Below are 19,217 nucleotides of genomic sequence, written 5' to 3'. Positions count from 1 at the left end.
TGTAGAACAAAAGAACAATCTGCGGAGATAGCAAATTGCCTGCTAAGAACAAATACATAAACATTACAACAATAGATATTTTTTTAAAATCCTGTCTAACAAGAACCGATGTCAAAATAAAAAACATAAAAATTGTTCCTGCAATAACGCCATACTCAATATATATCTTCGGTATTACAGAAAAAGCTACTTCAAATGGCAAATTTAACCTATCAACAGTTCCAGGCCCTAGCCCATACAATACCGAAGACCCTGATAAAAATTCTTTTAATACAACAAAAGGGGCAACAAACCTTATAAAGCCGCTTGCACTCTCAGAGTTAAACTCATCCAATCTGCTCAGCAATATATTGACGTATGAGGGTAAAAAATAATACAGTAACCCTAGAACAGAAGTAAATAACAATATATTTTTCAATCTCAATAACTTATGGAAGTTAATAATAGCGAATACCAATAGTAGCAAAATACCAGTACCAGAGAAGGAAACTATCAACGCAACTGAGTAAATTAAATAATTTTTCAATCTTTTAAAAAACAAATACTCAATAATTAATGACAATGCTGCAAATTGTGAAAAAAATGATGGTTCTAAAAAAAACACCCCATTAGATTTAATCCATCCAGAACCCTGCTTAGCTTCGTAATAAGTCTTAAACCCTGCTTGGATATAGTCACTAGGGATATATTCAAAGTAATCATTTAAATTGATAGCTAAATATGAAGATGCTATAAATTGTGTGATACCAATAATTGAAGCTGCAAACATATATTTTTGAAATGTACCAAAAACATATTCTCTGGTACATTGATGATTTACCCAGAATATAAATGGAAGATACAACAGACTAAAATAGAGCAAAGAATATATTGAGCCACTTTTCATCCATTTGCCTGTGGCAAGGCTAAATAAAATAACTGTATTGTATGCCAAATACATAAATAGAGCGTGTCTATTTATTGTGATTTTATTGAATAAAAGGAAAGCAAACAAGGCAACAAACACGACAAATAATATTATTGGGAACTGAAAACTGCCAAAAGTCACAACAAATCTTTGTCCGAAAATCAAAACGAGCAACAATACATTAATTAATGTCTTACTCGTATTTTTAAAATTAAGCTCCATATATCCTCATGATAAAAATTGAGTCAAACCATATCTTTCAAATATCTCAAGATTTCCGCCCTCAGTGGCATTCACTATTTTTCTACCATAGCTTTCGTACATATCCCGCGCCAACGCATAGGCAACTTCGCTCTGCATTAGATCTGGGAGCTGCCACCTTGCGCCGCCCGCAAAATAGTTAGGATCGAAGTGACTTTCATCTTTGACGCCCGAAACCACGACCTTGTTTGATTGCCCTTTCACAGCGAAATTATGGTCGCACCCAATAAGGGCAACATCCTTGAATCCCATGTGAAATGCCAGTTGCATAGCGACAAATGTTACCGTGTATCCCTGAAAGACACTTATTGAGCAATCGCGGGCAAATTTCTGCTGTTCGGCACTATGAAGATATATAATGTTATTACGTGATCTCACCGTCTTTGTCGCATAACGGTCGAGGAATAGCGGGATGTTAGTTTCATTAAAAAATTGACAATTTTGGTCTATAACAAATGGGTTCATTGCTACGATACAGGAAGGACGAAAATCAGACTTGTCGAAGAGTAAATTAATTTTGTTCAGACCAAAGGTGAAAACACCCTTCAGAAGCGAGAGATCACTTTTCAACAAGCTGGGGCCATTGCAGATGATTACCGCTTTTCCTCCCGAATATCTATCTTTCCAGAAGCCAAGACGCTTGCGAGATATCCAAGACTGGACATGCAAGTCCCATTTTATCCGATCACAAACCACCTTCAATGCATGGCCATAAGGATTTATAGTCGGCCGCAACGCACGCAAGTGATTTTCTTCATTGTCATTCAACACGTCCACTCCTTTAACTCAATGCTCTTCAGAGTATGTGTCCCCGCCGGGAAACTACAAGTTTCCCCATTGATTATTCCTATAAAATACACGCCTGATTCTCTAGCTGCCTCGTAATCGGTCAACGCATCACCCAGGAATACGCATTTGGATGCATCGTACCCTTTACGCACCAGGATGTCGGTGATAATTTCGACCTTTTTCCGCGGCGATCCGCACACCTCAAGAAAATAGCGGGAAAGTTGCCGCTCTTTTACGATATGCCGCACCTCCTCTTCCGGCGTCCCAGAAACGACGAAAGACGGGATTCCTCTGGCCCAAAGATCATCAAGTGTCGTCAGCACGCCGGGGATGAATGGTGCGTTCAATACCTCTTCCATAACCAAGCTCGAAAATTCATCGCCGAGCAATTTCAACTCGGCATCGGAAATTGGCCTATTCAACAAATTATTGTAATAATGCCGAAACTTTTCAAAACGAGAGATCCCACCATTGGCAAGATGGTATTCCAAGACCGCCTGCTCAACCTTCGGGCCATACTTACTGAACATACGCACAAAAGCTTTCGTTTTTACGTGGACCGAATCAAGTATTACCCCATCAAAATCCCAGAAAACAGCCTGTAATTTCATAATCCTGTCACCTCGGCAATAATGGTGCATGGCGCGGCATCAGTCTCTCGTACGAGGAGGGGCGCCACCGTCACCTTGAGAATTCGTTGAGATACGTTGAGGGGGGTGAGATTTACATCCTCAATCAAGAGGATGGGCGCCGGCCCCCCAAGGAAGGCGCGATGGGCGCTACGCCCAGTAACGCGATCAGTCCAAGAGGAAACGGAAATTGCATCAAATCCGATTGCGCGCAGAGAACAAAATCTTGTACGCAGATAGTCTGCCATCTCGGGGCGAAATACCGGCCCGGCTTGCCAATAGGTCGGAGTCCCTCTGAGCTCGCCGGTCCCCGTCTTGATGAGCAACAACTCGATGTCGGATGGAAACTGGACTTGTTCCAGCACTTCCGGGCCGACAACCCTAACTGGCAAACGGTCGGAAAGATCCAGTAATGCGATCTTTGAAAAAATCCAGTAATCCGGCGGATACTCTTGCAGGCTTTTGCCTCAGAGAAAAAATGGAGTGGGAGATCAACGTGAGTTCCCGCATGGTTGAGAAACGACCATCTGGAAGTGTTGCACACGTCACCGGCGGCAATGGAACGGACGGATTCAACCTGAAACGTTTCATCTCCACCGTAAAAAGGGGTATCGTCCCCCAAGAAATGCGAAAGATAGATCCGATTCACGATGTTACGCCGTTCCTGTCCACCAGCAAGCCGCCCTCTTCCATTTTCTCCTGGTGAACCAACTCGTAAAGTTCTGCCATGCATTGCAGCAGGCCTTGTCCCATATCGATATGGGGGTTATTCACGAGCTTACGCCCAAGCTTGGGGCTAAAGTTGTAGGGGGTGATTTTGTAATGAGCTTTCCGTTGTGAAGGAAGAATTTCAATACTGACGTGTGCGCCTATCATTTCCTTAACCATGTCAAGCAGGTCACGATAGCGCATTTTCTCATTGCCAGTTAAGGTGATATGCTGATTTTCAAACTCCGGGGCCAGAATCTTTACACTAATTTCCGCGGCATCCCGGACATGGATAAACTCTCGCAGTTCCTCTCCGGTCCCGTGATAGGTAATCATGTTGTCACGCAGGGCGTGAAGAATCAACCGATAGATACTATTGCGCTCGTCGGCACGGGTACCGTACAGGGAGCCATACCGTAAGCAGGTATACTTAAGGCCAAATAGTTCATGATAATTTTCGATAAAGGATTCGCAGGCTTGCTTGCTGGAGCGATAAAAGTAGCCAGAATCGCTATAGACGTACGCAGAACTGCCGAAGACAAATCTCTGTATGCCGGCCCGGCGGGCTGCTTCCAGCAAGTTAACCGTACCGAGGATATTAAACTTGACGGTATCGACCGGCCGGCTCGTACATTCATCTATATCGGCAATGCCGGCAAAATGATAAATTACATCAAAGCCTTCAACAGCCCGTTCAACTGCGGCTTCATCGAGAATATCCCCGTTGATCATTGACTGTCCTTCCCTCAAATAAGGAGAGGGGTGAACGTCAAATAAGGAAACTTCGTGTCCTGCTTCGGTCAAGGCATCGGCTACATGACTACCGAGAAAACCGGAGCCACCTGTTACCAAAATCTTCATTTCTACTTCTCCTGACATCAATTACTGTGTACCACTCAATGTTGGCCTTAGCTGTGTACCAACTCACTCCGGCATGGGTTCCCAATACGGCAGAATGGGTTCTCAGCCTCAAGCAACATTACGACACTAGTTCCTGCAACGCCTTCAGAAGATTATCAACTGCCTGGCGCTCCATGATCATGCGCCCCTCCCGGGCATAGGACCCAATATGACCCGTGAGGAGAGTGTTTTTCAGCCCTGTGAGCGGACCGGAATAAGGCTCGATCTCGAAACAATCCAAGGCAGCACCGGAAAGCTTTCCAGCCGCAAGCGCACCGGCTAGGGCAACTTCGTCAACGAGACCACCCCGCGAAGCATTGATAAGTACAGCCTCCGGCTTCATTAACGCCAGTTTTTCACCATCAACAAAATGATGACTTTCCCTTGAGTACGGGAGATGCAGGGAAACCACATCTGCTACGTGCAGTAGATATTCGAGTGTAGTCAATTCAATGCTCGGATGGCCGGTACAATAAGGATCGTAGCCAATCAAGCGGCAACCAAACGCCGAGGCAATACGCGCCACGCACGAGCCGATTCGGCCACAGCCGATGATCCCGACCGTTTTGCCGTACAACAGCGTGCCCATGGGGCGTTCCCATTCGCCCCGGCGGATGGATGTATCGGAAAGATGAAGAGACCTGAGCAGGGTGAGTATCAACCCGATCGTCAACTCGGCAACGGGAATGGTCGGAGCATCCGGTGTGTTGGTAACTGTTATGCCCAACTCCGTCGCTGCGGCGAGATCAATCGAATCCATACCAATTCCACATCGGGAAATGGCCTTGAGAAAAGGGGCCGTTGTCATAACCGCTCGCGTTAGCGGCTCTACGCCGGCAATCATCCCTATCGGCCGGAACTCTTTAATTAAAGCAGCAACCTCGTCTTCGGAAAGTTTTCGCCGGTAAGGGTTCAATATCGGCTTCAACCCAGCAGACTCCATCGAAGCAAGGAGGTCGGGAACATCAGCCGCAAAAGACGACGTAGTGATTAGTACGTTGTTCATAGCTCTCTCACTTAACTGGAATCTGCCTGTGTATTTCCGACAAACCGTTCATGCAGGCATTCATAAGCATTGTGATATCCAAACTGTATGCAATGAAACGGTATCCTTCGCGGTATCGCCGAACGACTTCAGCCACATCAGGTTGCACGACATGGATACCGGCAGCAACCCCGTGTCGTTGGCAGGCTGCACCTATGGTATTAACTGCAGCAACCATCTCGGGGTGATCGAACTGCGCCGTTATCCCTATTGAAGCAGATAGATCGTAGGGGCCTATCATTACTGCGTCTATTCCGGGCACAGCGAGTATCTCGTTGATGTTGCGCACCGCATCCATATGCTCAATTTGCACGCAGACAAAGGTTTCGTCATTTGCCACTGCCACCGATTGCTGAAGATGCATGCCGTAGCCGTTAGCCCGGCAAAAGCCAACCCCTCGCATCCCTTGCGGCGGATATTTGACCGCTCTGAGCAATTCGCGAGCCTGGTCAGCATTGTTTATGAAAGGAGCTATGACCCCCGACGCTCCCGCATCCAGAAAGCGTTTCGTCTCGGCATAAGTATTACCTGCCAACCGGACCAGTGGTGCGCAGTGCGGATTGCCCGACCTGATGGCCTGAAACAGTATCTGGGTTTGCACTAGATCAACGGCAGAGTGCTCGACATCCACGGTCAGGAAATCGAAACCCGTCAAAGCCATTGTTTCGGCAATAATCGGGCTTGCCGAATTAAGCCATGAGCCAACAACCGGTTGTCCCGATTTCAGTTTTAGCTTGATAGACATCATCCCCCCTACTTTCTCACCCGCGATTTGAATAGCAATTCAGCCAACTGGAAATCTTCCTCTTCATCTATGTCTACGGCTTCCAGCTTGTTGACTTCAAACATCTTCGGGCTGAGCCCGATTCTCTTGTTTCCGGCGGCAGCAAAGGAGGCTTTGGAGAATAGATAAAAATTGGAGTTTTCCTCGAAAAGTGGCGGCAAATCCTGGGTACGCAACAATTCCTGCGGATTATGATTAACAGGCGCTCCCGATTCCCAGTAAAGCCTGCTCTGCAAACGGGTAACGGAAAAAAGTGAGTCGTAGACGCCAATTCCGGCAAAATAGTCCCTGATGGCCTTCTCAAGCGTATTGATTGTGAGCAGGGGGTTCGTGCTATGGGTCTGGAGAAAATGTTCTCCCGTCGAAGCCGAAAGATCGCAGCCGATAATATCGTTCATCGGTACAAAGTCGCCACACAGATGCTCAGGACGCTCGTTCACGCGCACTTTCGAAAAGTGCCTCCGCGCATCCTCGGCAATCTCACGACTATCGGTATTGATAACGAAGGAGGATACCAAGGTTGATTTTTGAAGCACTCCTGCAACGCAATGGTACAGTGGGCGCCCACAGAACAGACGCATGTTTTTGTTGGGAACCCGCTCAGAATGACCTTTCATGGGTAGGAGAGCCGTAATTTTCATGCTTTTACCTTTTCAATCGGGACAACTTGCTTACTAAACGTTTGCAATACCAGTTAGTATGTGCAATCAAATTGTAAACAAATCTGTAATCCTCGAGCTGTTTTAAATAATTGACTATTTCCTGGTAATTGGCTTCACAACATTGAGTTAGACTATCACCATAAAGCGGATCTACCTTAAACAATGATTCAATCTTTTCATTGCCACAAATAAATCTATAACCATATAAATTCATAATATATTTTAACGATGATAGAGAAAAATTGTAATTATGTGCATGGGTAAGATATTTTATAAAATCACAACAATACACGTATTTGTTTTTGAGATCTAATAGTCCGGGCACACCGACATAAATTATACTATCTACTGTGCAAATTTTACTCAAGAGCTTTAGCTGATAAGATATATCTGTAAAATGCTCCAAAACGTGAGACAAAATTATTATATCAAAGGTTTCATTACAATTGCGTACATATGAAGACAAACTTTCGTCTGTCAGTTTGATGCCAGTTTTGCAACCGTACTCTACAAATTTTTGATTAAATTCCAGGCCATAAGATTCGACCTTGATCCCATCTGCACAAGCCGATTCAGTAAACTCTCTCAGATTAGAACCATTGCCCGCACCGATTTCAAATATTTTTAAATCCATTTTAGCGAGGTAAGGTTTTACCATCTGATAAATTTTAGCACCCTGGCCTTTTGAGAAGAGGTTGATATCCTCCTGCAACGTACCAAAAGTCAACGGATGGTAAAACGTGTTGTAATATTGGCCAAGCGATCTTTCCGATATATATGGGTTTGTAAAGATCAATCCGCACACGCGGCATATGTATGCTGAAAATGGGAGTCCGAATCTATCATATGAAGCAATCTTTTCAGGCTCTGCACTACCGCAAAGACATTCAGCCCTCACGCTGGTGACAATCTCGCCGCCATCTATAGCTTTTAAAAAACTTGCTCTATACTGTTGTTGGACTTTATTCAGATCAGCCTTGAAGCTTTTACAGTTCAGAAATCTCGATACCATTGATCACCTGCAGTTAAGGAATATCAGAAACGAACCAAGTACGCCCGACAGAAAAGGCGCAAATGAGGTCTGTAGTTCAAACTCCACAAATTTGAGGTTAAAGGCTTTGTATGAGTGGTATGCTGCAAACCAACAATAGAACCCGAGATATCCGGCTATCATCCCGACCACAAAGGCATAGACCCCAATAGATTGTAGCAGTAAGCAACTGGTCAAGAGATAGATAATCCCCATCCCACCGTTCGCTACATGCCAGATAATATGATTTGTTGTGCTATAGAGTTGGACATGCATGGCTCCATAACGCTCGAGGAAGAAAGCCAACCCCATGAGCGACCAGAGTAATCCTTCGGGAAAAGGCGCGTGACTCCCAATATGGCTAAGGATTGGCGCACCGGCAAGCCCCAGCCCGACAAACCCTGTTACATATGTCCAGTGAGCAAAAGTCATTCCTCTCTTTGCCACCCGCAACAGATCAGCGCGTCGATCCTCGGCGTAAAGCCGGGAAAGAAGCGGGATTTTACTGTAAAAGGGCGCTTGTGAAAACTGACTGACCATCTGAATGAGGCGCAGTCCCAATAAATAAGTAGCGACACTGGCGGCATTACCGATTTGAGCATAAATTATGCCGCTAGCCTGGATCAGCCCATAACTCATCAGAATACCCAACCCGCTACGCCACGCACTCGGCCATACGGCATCGAAGATGTCCCTGTTAAACGGCTGGCGGACAAATGTGCGTAGAATCCCATGCTCCGCCCATCTTGCAAGGCATCGATCCCGGGCAACATTAATAACCAACCACGCCTGATTGGCGATTACCAAGCCAAGCAGGCCACCGCCGGCAAGCAATACGAGAAAACTGGACATAATCGCCGCAAGGGACGTTACGGTTTCCCATCTCCGCACAAGGGCGACCTGATTCATCCCCTGCAAGTAGGAACTGTATAATGCCCCTTGAAAAGAAATGCCTGAGGCGATGACAATAATCCCCCAGGCAAGCCAGGCTGCGCCCTTGCCTGAGACCGCAGTAACAGGTCGTTGCAGGGCGATTGTGCCGGCAACAAGCAGTAGAAAGGTCCAAATCACTCCTAGGTAGCGATAAACCCGACTCATTGTCGAGTAGACCTGATTCAGGGTCTGGAGATCAAACGTGCCGGTGCCAGCATGATGACATTCTTTCAATTCCCTGATACCTGCCCCACCCCTCACATAGGCAATTACACGAATAAAAGTGGGACTGAAGCCTGCATCCACAATTGCCTGAAGCCCAATCATGGTCATAAAGAGATACCAGAGGGAAATCTCAGCGGCACTCAGTCTGGTCAATAGAAGAGGAAGAACAATAATCAAGCTTAAAGACTTGGACAAAAAACTTCCCCATGTCATGAGGGTCGGGGAATTCCAACAGCTTGCCAAGTATGTTTTGGCTCGGGCCACCATCATTGTGAGATACTTGTTTTCAAGTAATACGAGGTCCGCACTTTTACTACTACTTTTTTTATCCAGGCTGGCATCCCTTCTACGTGTAACTGCCCCGCATGGGCATCAGAGGGGAAAAAAGCGACGAACTTCTCTTTGGTAAGATCAACGCGGAGAGAAAAAGTCGGCGGCATCAAGTAGAACTCCACGTCTTTGGCGGCATCATAGGGCTGGGATACCGTCATGCTACTCGCTGGTTGCCATGCCATTCCCTCAGCGCCAGCAAGAACCGTCTGAATGTCGATATATTCTTTATGAGCCTCGAACGCGACCTCATTGGAGCTTTTGGTTTGATAACTCATAACACGCGCGAAGACGTCGTTGCCTATCAGTGGATACTCGCCATCGGCGCTGTTTTCATCCAGATTGGCAAGAAACTCAAGTACTGCTTTCCAGGCATCGCCGGAGAAATAAAGCGCCCAGTTTTCAAAAATGTCAACTATCACTCGTGCTTCCCGCGTGAGCGGCTATTCGCCTTTAACCAGAGAAAATATGTACTGCCAGCGTTGTCGCTCCTCAATCGTCATCCGCTCTCGATACTCAATCAAGAAGGCTGCCACAGTCGACCCCATCAATCCCAGTAACGTCCCCATCAACACTATAGCCGATCTCTTGGGCTTAGCCTTCTTATCCGGCACTCGAGCACGTTGAATCACCTGGATACCTGCAACGTTCATTTCCTCAGTCAATTTGGCCATTTCATACTGTTTGGTTAGCAGCTCCACCAAAGACTCCTGGATCTTGAAATCCCGCATCAAACGGAGATACTCTTCACCAAGCGCCGGTACGCTTCCTACTGAGGGGATTGCCCCGCCCTTCCCGTTGCCCTCGAAATGGGCAATCTGCTCTCTGAGTCGATCGATAACTACCTTCTGGTTTTTGACCTCTTGACTGGAATCTGTCAGCGAGCGTTGTAGCACCGCAAGCTTCACCTGCTCGGCTGCCAGTTGCGCAGTCAGATCGGCAATTCCTTGAATAGCACCCTTTGCCTGTTCAGTAACATCTACCATCTTGTTCTTTGCCTTGAACCCCTTGATCTTTTCTTCCGCACTGCTCAGGCTGACCTTTGTCTTAGCGAGCTGTTCCGCGAGATAGGCCTTATTCTGGACCGCACCGGTTACATTGAGGTTAATCATCATCTTTGCCAACTCATCAACATAGGCATTGGCAATGTCTGCCGCTAGCCGTGGGTCCTTGTCTTCGACGGTTATCGAGATGATGCCGTCTTTCTTTCCGGCTACGATGTCCACTTTTCTGCCCAGTGTCTTGTACACATCATCGCGGGACTTTGCGTTGAAGACCTTCATGAGATTGAACCGGTCGATGATATCATCGCTCACGGCATTGCTTTTCAATATCCCGATACAGCGATCGGCCGAAGTACCATTACCGAGCAGGTCGCCAGCAAGGTTGGCCATTCCGCCACCCACTTGCCCAATCATCAACCCCATCAGGCTTTGGTCCTGCTGAGGAGGAAGAACCAGAGCAGTAGTGCTGTAAATTTTGGTCAGGAGGAGACTCCCGCAAACAGAGAGCACGAATACGGCCAGTGTCGTTCGAACAATAAGACTCTTTCGCTTTGCTAGGACTTCCAGATAATCGAGAAGGTTGATGGTTTCGTTGGTTGTTCCGTTGTTACCTGGCTGACTACCCTGCATACCGACCTCAGTACTTAAAAAGGATGATTTATCATTCCCACGCAGCAACGACGTCTACGCGAATTTCCCAAAATCATTCAAAAAACTATCCAACTGATCAACAAAAAGATAGGGGGTGATCATTATCCCGACCACCCCCCATGATAAACAATACCGACTCCCAGTCAAGGCATTAGAAAAGCGGCATCCAGGCGTAGGTACCATTAGCTTGTTTAGCACATACTTCCAGAGTATCTGCAACACCTGTGGCTGCTTGAGTGAACCACATAGTACCGCGAATCGTTAAACTGCAGGTAGGTTTCGTGGCAGTTGTGTTAATTCTGATGCCACCATTTACTTCGAGTTTTTGGGTAGGAGAAACAGTATTAATACCTACGTTCCCAACACTCGTAATTCTCATTCGATCTGCTCTTCCCGTAGTCCCTGCAGGGGCTGTCTGAAATGACAGGTAAGTCGGCGCCGAGCTATTCGTCCATACACCGTCAGCGTATGCAGAAATCCCCGCGCCGGCGACACCAAGTGAGCCAATGTAACTACCAAACATAAGATTGCCAAGACGGTCATTTGCTTGGGGTAGACCGTTGTTCGTTGCGGGATCGTTATTGTGGAACATGAGAATGTTCCCGCCCCCGCCAGACGTAGTGCCAGTATAATGAGAGATAATCTTGGTATCGTTAATATTCGTGCCTTTGAGATGCAGGGGAACTGCCGGAGCATTCGTCCCAATCCCTACATATCCCGTATCCGTCACCACCATCTTATCCGTGGTGCCTGTCGCATCCTTCACAATCAGCTTATTCGCCGCCTGGGCCATCACCGGCATAAGTGCTACAACTGAAGCCGCAACCGCCAACGTAACCTTTCTCTTCATGTGATGCTCCTTTCCCCGTAAGGATGTGTGCTAACATAGCAAAATGAGGTTTAGTTTACAACGATATTCTGGGCAATTAATGTGCCAGCCGCCACCGTGATCGTGCCGACCGTGGTCGTCAGGGTCGTACTGGGTGTATAATCTCCGTTGTAACCTCCCTTCAATGTTATGGTCTTGGCTGCGTTCATGGTCAGAGGTCCAAGGGAGGCGGAAGTGGTTGCCATGGCCTCCAGTACGGCTCCGGTTGTTGCAGTGTTGTAAGCATCTTGCACAGTGTCAAAATAAGATGTAGTTCCCGCTATCCGGATGGCTTGGTATTTGGCGAATTCCGCGCCCACTGATTTTACTGCATCGAGGGACGCGATCACACAATCACCGGTTCCGGTGCACGCGCCAGTCCATGACTTGAAATAAGAATCTGCGCTCGGAACCGCGATAAAGGTTACCTGGCTGTTCTTTTCGAAACCGCTCATGCAGGTGCCCGCTACGCAGGCTATGCTGGCGGGAACGCTGGTCACGGTTCCCGTTCCGGCACCGGTTACGGTTGCCGCAACCGGTGCCTGGGTATCGGAAAGATAACAGGCTGTCAGCACGAATGATGATTCAGAGGCACTCAAAGTTACGTCGTTTGTATCCTTGATGCCAGTCCCTAGTCCCTGGTCCATCGCTACAGTAAATGCCGGAAGAGGGTCTCCTGGAATAATGGAATATTCAAACCCGAAAAGCGGTAGCGCTGTAGTGTTGATACCGTCAAAATCGGCCCACACATATAACAAGGTGTTGCTATCCTTTTCAATGGGAATGGGAACTGCACCCGGCGTGGCTGCCTGATTGAGAAGTGTCGAGTCGGCGTAGGTTGCCGAGTTGGTATTGTCGAGCAAGAATGATATCGAGCCTACCCCCGTAAACGACGGAGTGAGACCAACCGTAACAAACGCCTTACTCACGACTGCTTCTGCATCTTGATCCATGGGCATGGCAACCAGTACCCCGACCGCCAGGAGAATCATTCCCCCAAACCTCTTTGTGTACCTGTTGCGCTGAGAATTCATGCTAGTTCTCCTTGCACACGAAGCAATCGTGAGCGGAAGGTGAGCTGTAAAAACTTGATATACCACACTTTACACAATTCGCGAGGTGAACCGCAAATTATAATTTTGTAACACGTAACACACAGGTTACTGAACCGCTACATTACTGAGTGTTACGCTGCCGAGCCACACCGTCAGTCCGCCGATCGTTGTATAGCCAGTCACAGAATTGAGGGACGGATCATACCCCCCCGACAAGGTTACTGCAATATCCCGGTTCAGATCAAGGGCCGTAAAGGCCATCGCCTTGGCCTTGATCGTGGCGCCGGTGACGGCAGCCACATAGGCATCACTAATCGAGCCGAAATAAACCGTTCCCATCTGAACATTCGGGACAATGTCAAATGTCGCTGTTGCTGATTTATCGGTACCGAGCGTCACCGAACAATTGCCGGTTCCGGCACAGGCGCCGGACCAGCCGGTGAAGAGTGACCCGTTGCCGGGGGTAGCGGCAAGGACGAGCGAAGAACTGGAATCGAAATCGGAACTACAGGTCCCGCTGGAACAGACAAAGGCCAGCCCCTCGGTAATGCTGTTGACCGTACCGCTGCCGGTGCCGGCCACATTCACGGACAGGGTGTTCTGCAGGGTGAAGTTTTCCGCGCTGGTCGCCGTACCGCCGACGGTGGTAACGGTTACCCGGCCGGTGGTCGCACCTTGAGGAACGGTGACCAGAATCTGTGAGCTGGCAGTAACACTGATGATGCCGGCGGTAACGCCGTTGAACTTCACGACATTGTCCGTCGGAGTGGCACCAAAGTTATTACCGGAAATCGTTACTTGGGTCCCGGCCTTCGCCTTGCTCGGAGAAACAGTAGAGATTGCGGGCGACGGAGGCGGAGAACCAATAATGCCCAGTTCGACTACAGCACCTCCAGGAACGAGAAAGCTTGGCGTGGTGAAGAACCAGCCACTTCTGGTCGCGGTCAGGGTGACATAGTCGTTCGCATCGATGTTGCGCACCCGGAAGATGCCACTCTCGTCAGTGGCAGAACCGGTGAAGGTCGTGGAATTCAAATACTCAACCATATACGGTGACTGAGGATGAAAGCTGCTGGAGGCCGTTGCCGTAACGCCACTGACACCCGAATAATCCTGACTGTTGAGAACTCGGGCCAAAACGGCGGACTTGCCGCTACCAAGCCCCAGCTCACTGCCGGTGTAAAGGTAGTATGGCGTGTTGCTGTAGTCGATATTGGCGGTAAATGTATACAAAATATCGGTATAGACCGGCAAGTAGCCATCCTTGGCGATGATCAGCCTGAACGGTGTGCTGTTGCCTGGCAGCCCGGAAAGGGTAAAAGTCCCGTCAGCAGCCGAGGTGGTTTTTTCCAGCGGGTAATGTTCCATCTCGATGGTGGCGCCGGCGACGGGGAGGTTGCCGGAATTCAACACCTTGCCGGTAAAAGAAACGGTATTCCCGATATAGAAGGGCTGGGAACTGGTGGCCGGAGACTTACTGGAAATGGTTACCGTAAGATTCCCGTTTCCGGCATTCGGTACAACTGCGGTCAAGGTCGTGCCATCAGGAGACACTGACGAGGCTGTCACCGAAACATTGCCGCCAAACGTGACAGAGTTGTTGGCTGCAACCGGATCGAAGTTGATGCCGCGAATGGTAACGGTACCGCCGACATTCGAGGATGCCGGGTAGAAAGCGGATATGGCCGGTTGACTGGTCGGCGTGAACTGGGTCTGATACCCGCCAGAATTGCCATTGGAGTCAACCACGGAAATCGTCCAGTAATAGGTAGTGCCGTCAACCAGCAAACTCTGGCTGGCGGTATTGTCGTAGTTATAGACGACAGACGTAGTACCCGACGAGATCGGAGTATCGCTTGACGGGCTCCAAAACTGGCCACCGGGGCCGCTAAGCCAAATCTGATAGGTGTAGGTGGCCGGCGGTGCAGCAGGTGCCGTCCAGGCAAAAGTCGGCGTTGCATTGGTGCTGTACGGAACTAGACCAACCGGCGAAACAGGAGTCGGATAACTGTCGATAATTGCCGTTATTGAGGCGTTGAGAGTTTCAAAAGTACCATCGGAATAATACGTCGTGAACGCATAGGTGTCGCCGACATTGACCGAACCGCTCGGCGAGAACCACCAGTTGAATTCGTTCCAACGGGACAATCCGATGGTCGTGGCGGAGATGCCAGGGCCTGAAACCGTGACGTTGACCGGTTGTTTCTGCATGCCCTCCAACCCCAAGTCAAGATTCAACCAACTGTAACCACTCTGCACCATCCCATGATTGGTGGTGACGATGGCCCTTGCATTTCCTGCTGAAAGGGTTACTGTCGGCGCGACCTTATTGCTTGAAGCAACGGTAATCGACGGTGCCGCCTGATCGGCATTCGTCTGCTGGATGTCGCCGTAATCGAGCGTACCGTTATTATTCATGTCGAGCAGCCCATACACCTGATATGTGCCGGGGGGGACATTATTGACGGTATAACTTTGGGAGCCGGAGGGACTCGAAACGAAGGTAGTACAAAACACCGGAATGTCGCCCGACTCGTTGACAAGAGCGACCAACAGTGGACCAGTGGCCGATATTCCGGTCAAATTAACGGTGCCGGTAACCGTAACGCCAGAAGTGGTGGTAACAGGAGTCCAGGAAGAAGCTGCCGACGCTGCGCCGACCAGGGCCTCAACCTTGTACCAATAATTGGCCAATCCGCCGACATGGGCGAAGAAATCGTTGTCGCCGGAAGCGACATCCTTCGAACCGATAGTCGCCCCTCCGTTCGTCGAGCTCCAGGAGATTCGGTACTTATCGGCAATGGGCAGTTCGCTGCCGGTGGAATTGTCGGTTTCCCCATTCCACATCACGAAATTGCCGCCGTTACTACGGTAGACAATCACCTGTGGTGCTGCCGGAGCTACCGGCGGCGGATTATTCAAGATGATCGTTTGACCGGTCACATTCGTCGAGTTGACGTTAACCTGGGCAGAACCGGCTGGATCGTTGGCGTGGCGGATATTGGTCCCCTGGGTAGCGACAAATGCCTGGAGCGTATACGTTCCAGATGGAACCCCGGTGATAGTGAAAGCCCCGGCAGATTCGATACTGACCCCGGGACCTTGATCTCCTCCTGATGAAGGAAAGGCAGTGATGAAAATACGGCCGGGCTTACCGCTGCTATTGATGACGGTCCCCGAAATGTTATACGCCATGGCGCTTGTGGCCGTGAGCAGGGTAAAGATCAACGTCAAAAACAACCGTATGTTGCCAAAAACCCGACCATGTATGACCATTTTCCCAATCCTCCTTCGAGCCTGTAAAATACCGCTTCACGCTCTTCCCGACAGAGGTAGCCCCGGAAGAGTAATCACTGTATTATTACGTAACAGCAATATGTATACCCAATGCGGACCGGAAAATGATCTCAGTATAACACGAAAAATTCGGTGAAGAATCAGGTGATACTACGTGAGGAAAAGATGGTCAACGCTTTTGCCCGGCAGGATGTGGATAAAAAAAGCGGCAACCCTCTCTATGAAGGATTGCCGCTTTGGATGGTGATCCCAAGGGGACTTGAACCCCTGTTACCGACGTGAAAGGCCGGTGTCCTAACCACTAGACGATGGGACCAAACTCTATCGTTTGCTTCTGAACCTGTGCCGCAGCCACTGTCGACACTGGCCGTCCGCCAGATGTTGAACTGGCTGGGGTGCAAGGATTCGAACCTTGGAATGCCGGAATCAAAATCCGGTGCCTTACCGCTTGGCGACACCCCAAGAGGAAGGACAATTATCTATCACGAGACCCCATGGAGCGTCAAGCATTTTTTTCAACTTTTTCTTCCGGGCATCCCTACCATTCTTTTACCAGACAGATCCCCCGTGCGCCTCAGCAAACAACTTCTCAAAGACTCGTGCCCGGATTCGTGACGACCCGGCCGGGTCGACCGAGCAAAACCACAGGCGTAGCAGGGCTACGTTGAGGATTTTGCGAGCATGAACCGGTCAAAGACGACACGGAGACCGGATGCGGGTCCGCGAAGTACGTTTGCGGATGAATCCTTAGCCGCCAAAACCCGCGCCAGCTGCAATGGCCTTGACGTTGGCGGGGATGAAGCGATGATTGCGCTCGGGGAGCGTTTCCTTGAGGGCATCTTCCAGCGACTGGAGGGAAACCGCGCCGGTCCTGGCGGCATAGGCGCCGAGCGCAACCATGTTGACCATGCGCGGATCGCCCAGTTCCACGGCAATGTCGTTCATGGGGATGGTGACGACCGTAATATCGGAACGCAGACCTGCGGGCACGTCCACCAGCGAGCCGTTGACGATGCAGAGCCCGCCGGTTTTGACCTTGGCAAAGAATTTGTCAAAGGATGCCTGGTTGAGGATGACCGCAACAGAGGGGCTGCCGATGACGGGGGATCCCACTTCGTCGTCGGCGATGACAACGGTGCACATGGCAGCACCGCCCCGCTTCTCGACACCGTAGGAGGGGAAGAACGAAACGTTTTTCCCTTCGATGATGGCCGCCTGGCCCAGGATGTTTCCGGCGAGCAGGACTCCCTGGCCGCCGAAGCCGGCAATGAATACGTCATGACGCATGAAAATACTCCCTGCTTAGAGTTGAGCGGTGTTTTTGAAGACGCCGAGCGGGAAATAGGCACACATTTCGGTCCCTACCCGTTCGTTGGCAGCCAGGGCGTCCATGCCCCAGTTGGTGGGACATGAGGAGAGTGCCTCGATAAAGGAAAATCCCTTGCCCTCGGCCTGATAACGGAAGGCTTTCTTGATCTGGCGCTTGGCGTCCATGAGATTCTTGGGGTTGTTCACGGCGACCCTGGCCGAAAAGGCCACCCCCTCCAGTTGGGCCAGCAGTTCCGCCATCCGGATGGGCGAGCCGTCCTTCTCGTTCTTCCTGCCATAGGGCGAAGTGGAGGTCCTTTGCCCGACCAGAGTGGTGGGAGCCATCTGACCGCCGGTCATGCCGTACGTGGTGTTGTTGACGAAGATAACCGTGATGTCTTCGCCGCGGTTGGCCGCATGGATGATTTCGGAGGTGCCGATGGCGGCCAGGTCCCCGTCCCCCTGATAGGTGAAGACAAAGGCGTCGGGACGGGCCCGTTTGACCCCGGTGGCCACGGCGGGAGCCCGGCCATGGGGCGCCTCGACCACATCGATATCGAAGTAGCCGTAGAGAAAAACGGAGCATCCCACCGAGGCAACCCCGATGGTCTTCTTCTGCACGCCGAATTCATCCATGGCCTCGGCCACGAGGCGATGGAAGGTGCCGTGATGGCACCCCGGACAGAAGTGGGTCTGGACATCCTTGAGACTGACCGGTTTCTTGAAGACCTGTTGCATATGTACCTCAATAAAATTTTCTGATCTGTTCCAGCAGTTCTTCCGGCGTGGGGAGCGAACCGGCACCGGGGGGCCTGCCGTAGAAAAAAACGTCGGTTCCGGCGGTCACGGAGAGACGGACATCCTCCACCATCTGACCCGCGTTCAGTTCGATATCGAGCACCTTTTTACAGCGCGCCGTAACGGTGCGGTATGCTTTCTCCGGAAAGGGGAACAGGGTAATGGGCCGCAGAAGCCCCACTTTAAGCCCCTGCTCCCGGGCGCTCATAACCGCGGTCTTGGCGATGCGGGCCGCGGAGCCGAAGGCGGTCACCAGGAATTCGGCATCGTCGAGCATGAATTCCTCCCAGCGCGCCTCCTTTTCCTTCAGTTCGGCGTAGCGGGCATGGAGTTTCCAGTTGTGGGCCTCAAGTTCGCCGTCGCCCAGGTACAGGGATTTGACCACGCGCTGTTCGCCGTCACCCTTGCCCCGTACGATCCAGTCTTTGGACGGCAGCACGCACGAGGGGCGCGGGTTCGGGGTGAGGGGTTCCTTCATCTGGCCGATGACCGAATCACCGAAGATCATGGCCGGCATCCGGTAGATGTCGGAAAGGTCGAAGGCGAGCATGGTCAGATCGTACATCTCCTGAACCGACGAGGGTGCGAGGACGATGATGTGATAGCCCCCGTGCCCTCCCCCCTTGACCGCCTGGAAGTAATCCGCCTGGGATGCGTCGATGCCGCCGAGCCCCGGACCCGACCGGCAAATATTGACGATGACGCCGGGAAGCTCGGCGCCGGCCATGTAGGAGATCCCCTCCTGCTTGAGCGATATGCCGGGGCTCGACGATGATGTCATGGCCCGGACGCCGGTGGCCGAGGCCCCCAAGAGCATGTTGATGGATGCGATCTCGCTCTCTGCTTGAATGAACTCGCCGCCCAGGCCGGGGAGTTCGCGGGACATGTATTCGGGGATATCGCTCTGGGGCGTGATGGGATAGCCGAAATAGTAACGGCATCCGGCCTCGATGGCGGCCATGGCCAGAGCCTCGTTACCCTTCATGAACAGTCGCTTTGTCAAAGCTGCCTCCATACAGATGGTGTTTCAGAT

Annotated in this window: 16 protein-coding genes and 2 tRNA genes; all 18 read right to left on the bottom strand. The window is 50.4% G+C overall.

The window, feature by feature from the left end:
* Positions 1-1,135 precede the first annotated feature (1,135 nt).
* Positions 1,136-1,912, bottom strand: a complete 777-nt coding sequence (locus A2G06_07635; protein ANA41626.1) for a hypothetical protein — start codon at positions 1,910-1,912, stop codon at positions 1,136-1,138.
* 20 nt (positions 1,913-1,932) lie between these two features.
* The gene (locus A2G06_07630; GenBank protein ID ANA40203.1) at positions 1,933-2,568 is read right to left on the bottom strand and encodes a hypothetical protein; all 636 of its coding nucleotides are present in this window, start codon (positions 2,566-2,568) and stop codon (positions 1,933-1,935) included.
* Positions 2,565-2,951, bottom strand: coding sequence for a hypothetical protein (locus tag A2G06_07625; GenBank protein ANA40202.1), 387 nt, complete (start codon positions 2,949-2,951; stop codon positions 2,565-2,567). Before A2G06_07625 ends, A2G06_07630 begins: the two co-directional genes overlap by 4 nt.
* A gap of 280 nt (positions 2,952-3,231) precedes the next feature.
* A complete protein-coding gene (locus A2G06_07620; GenBank protein ID ANA40201.1) occupies positions 3,232-4,155 on the bottom strand; it encodes an NAD-dependent epimerase in 924 nt (307 codons plus the stop codon).
* Positions 4,156-4,273: 118 nt separating this feature from the next.
* Positions 4,274-5,200, bottom strand: a complete 927-nt coding sequence (locus A2G06_07615; GenBank protein ANA40200.1) for a hydroxyacid dehydrogenase — start codon at positions 5,198-5,200, stop codon at positions 4,274-4,276.
* Positions 5,201-5,207: 7 nt separating this feature from the next.
* A complete protein-coding gene (locus tag A2G06_07610) occupies positions 5,208-5,987 on the bottom strand; it encodes a hypothetical protein (protein ANA40199.1) in 780 nt (259 codons plus the stop codon).
* Between the two features lie 5 nt (positions 5,988-5,992).
* The gene (locus tag A2G06_07605) at positions 5,993-6,664 is read right to left on the bottom strand and encodes an acylneuraminate cytidylyltransferase (protein ID ANA40198.1); all 672 of its coding nucleotides are present in this window, start codon (positions 6,662-6,664) and stop codon (positions 5,993-5,995) included.
* Positions 6,665-7,700: 1,036 nt separating this feature from the next.
* On the bottom strand, positions 7,701-9,068 hold the full coding sequence (locus A2G06_07600; GenBank protein ID ANA40197.1) for a hypothetical protein: 1,368 nt from the start codon (positions 9,066-9,068) through the stop codon (positions 7,701-7,703).
* 71 nt (positions 9,069-9,139) lie between these two features.
* Positions 9,140-9,625, bottom strand: a complete 486-nt coding sequence (locus A2G06_07595; GenBank protein ID ANA40196.1) for a hypothetical protein — start codon at positions 9,623-9,625, stop codon at positions 9,140-9,142.
* A 21-nt stretch (positions 9,626-9,646) separates the two neighbouring features.
* Positions 9,647-10,837, bottom strand: a complete 1,191-nt coding sequence (locus A2G06_07590; GenBank protein ID ANA40195.1) for a hypothetical protein — start codon at positions 10,835-10,837, stop codon at positions 9,647-9,649.
* Positions 10,838-11,009: 172 nt separating this feature from the next.
* The gene (locus tag A2G06_07585) at positions 11,010-11,708 is read right to left on the bottom strand and encodes a hypothetical protein (protein ANA40194.1); all 699 of its coding nucleotides are present in this window, start codon (positions 11,706-11,708) and stop codon (positions 11,010-11,012) included.
* Between the two features lie 50 nt (positions 11,709-11,758).
* Positions 11,759-12,718 carry a hypothetical protein gene (locus A2G06_07580; GenBank protein ANA41625.1) on the bottom strand — a complete coding sequence of 320 codons (960 nt, stop codon included), beginning with the start codon at positions 12,716-12,718 and terminating at the stop codon, positions 11,759-11,761.
* A gap of 168 nt (positions 12,719-12,886) precedes the next feature.
* Positions 12,887-16,057 (bottom strand): hypothetical protein, encoded by a 3,171-nt coding sequence (locus A2G06_07575; protein ANA40193.1) that lies wholly within the window; start codon positions 16,055-16,057, stop codon positions 12,887-12,889.
* 262 nt (positions 16,058-16,319) lie between these two features.
* Positions 16,320-16,394 (bottom strand) — tRNA-Glu (locus A2G06_07570).
* Between the two features lie 71 nt (positions 16,395-16,465).
* Positions 16,466-16,540 (bottom strand) — tRNA-Gln (locus tag A2G06_07565).
* A gap of 285 nt (positions 16,541-16,825) precedes the next feature.
* On the bottom strand, positions 16,826-17,365 hold the full coding sequence (locus tag A2G06_07560) for a 2-oxoacid:ferredoxin oxidoreductase subunit gamma (protein ID ANA40192.1): 540 nt from the start codon (positions 17,363-17,365) through the stop codon (positions 16,826-16,828).
* A gap of 15 nt (positions 17,366-17,380) precedes the next feature.
* Positions 17,381-18,124: a 2-oxoglutarate oxidoreductase gene (locus tag A2G06_07555; GenBank protein ID ANA40191.1), complete on the bottom strand. Its 744-nt coding sequence runs from the start codon at positions 18,122-18,124 to the stop codon at positions 17,381-17,383.
* Between the two features lie 7 nt (positions 18,125-18,131).
* A complete protein-coding gene (locus tag A2G06_07550) occupies positions 18,132-19,187 on the bottom strand; it encodes a 2-ketoisovalerate ferredoxin oxidoreductase (protein ANA40190.1) in 1,056 nt (351 codons plus the stop codon).
* Positions 19,188-19,217 lie beyond the last annotated feature (30 nt).

Source organism: Geobacter anodireducens (assembly GCA_001628815.1).
Taxonomy (GTDB): domain Bacteria; phylum Desulfobacterota; class Desulfuromonadia; order Geobacterales; family Geobacteraceae; genus Geobacter; species Geobacter anodireducens.
The sequence above is the reverse complement of the archived record's forward strand: the minus strand, read 5'-3'. Positions and strand labels throughout refer to the sequence as shown.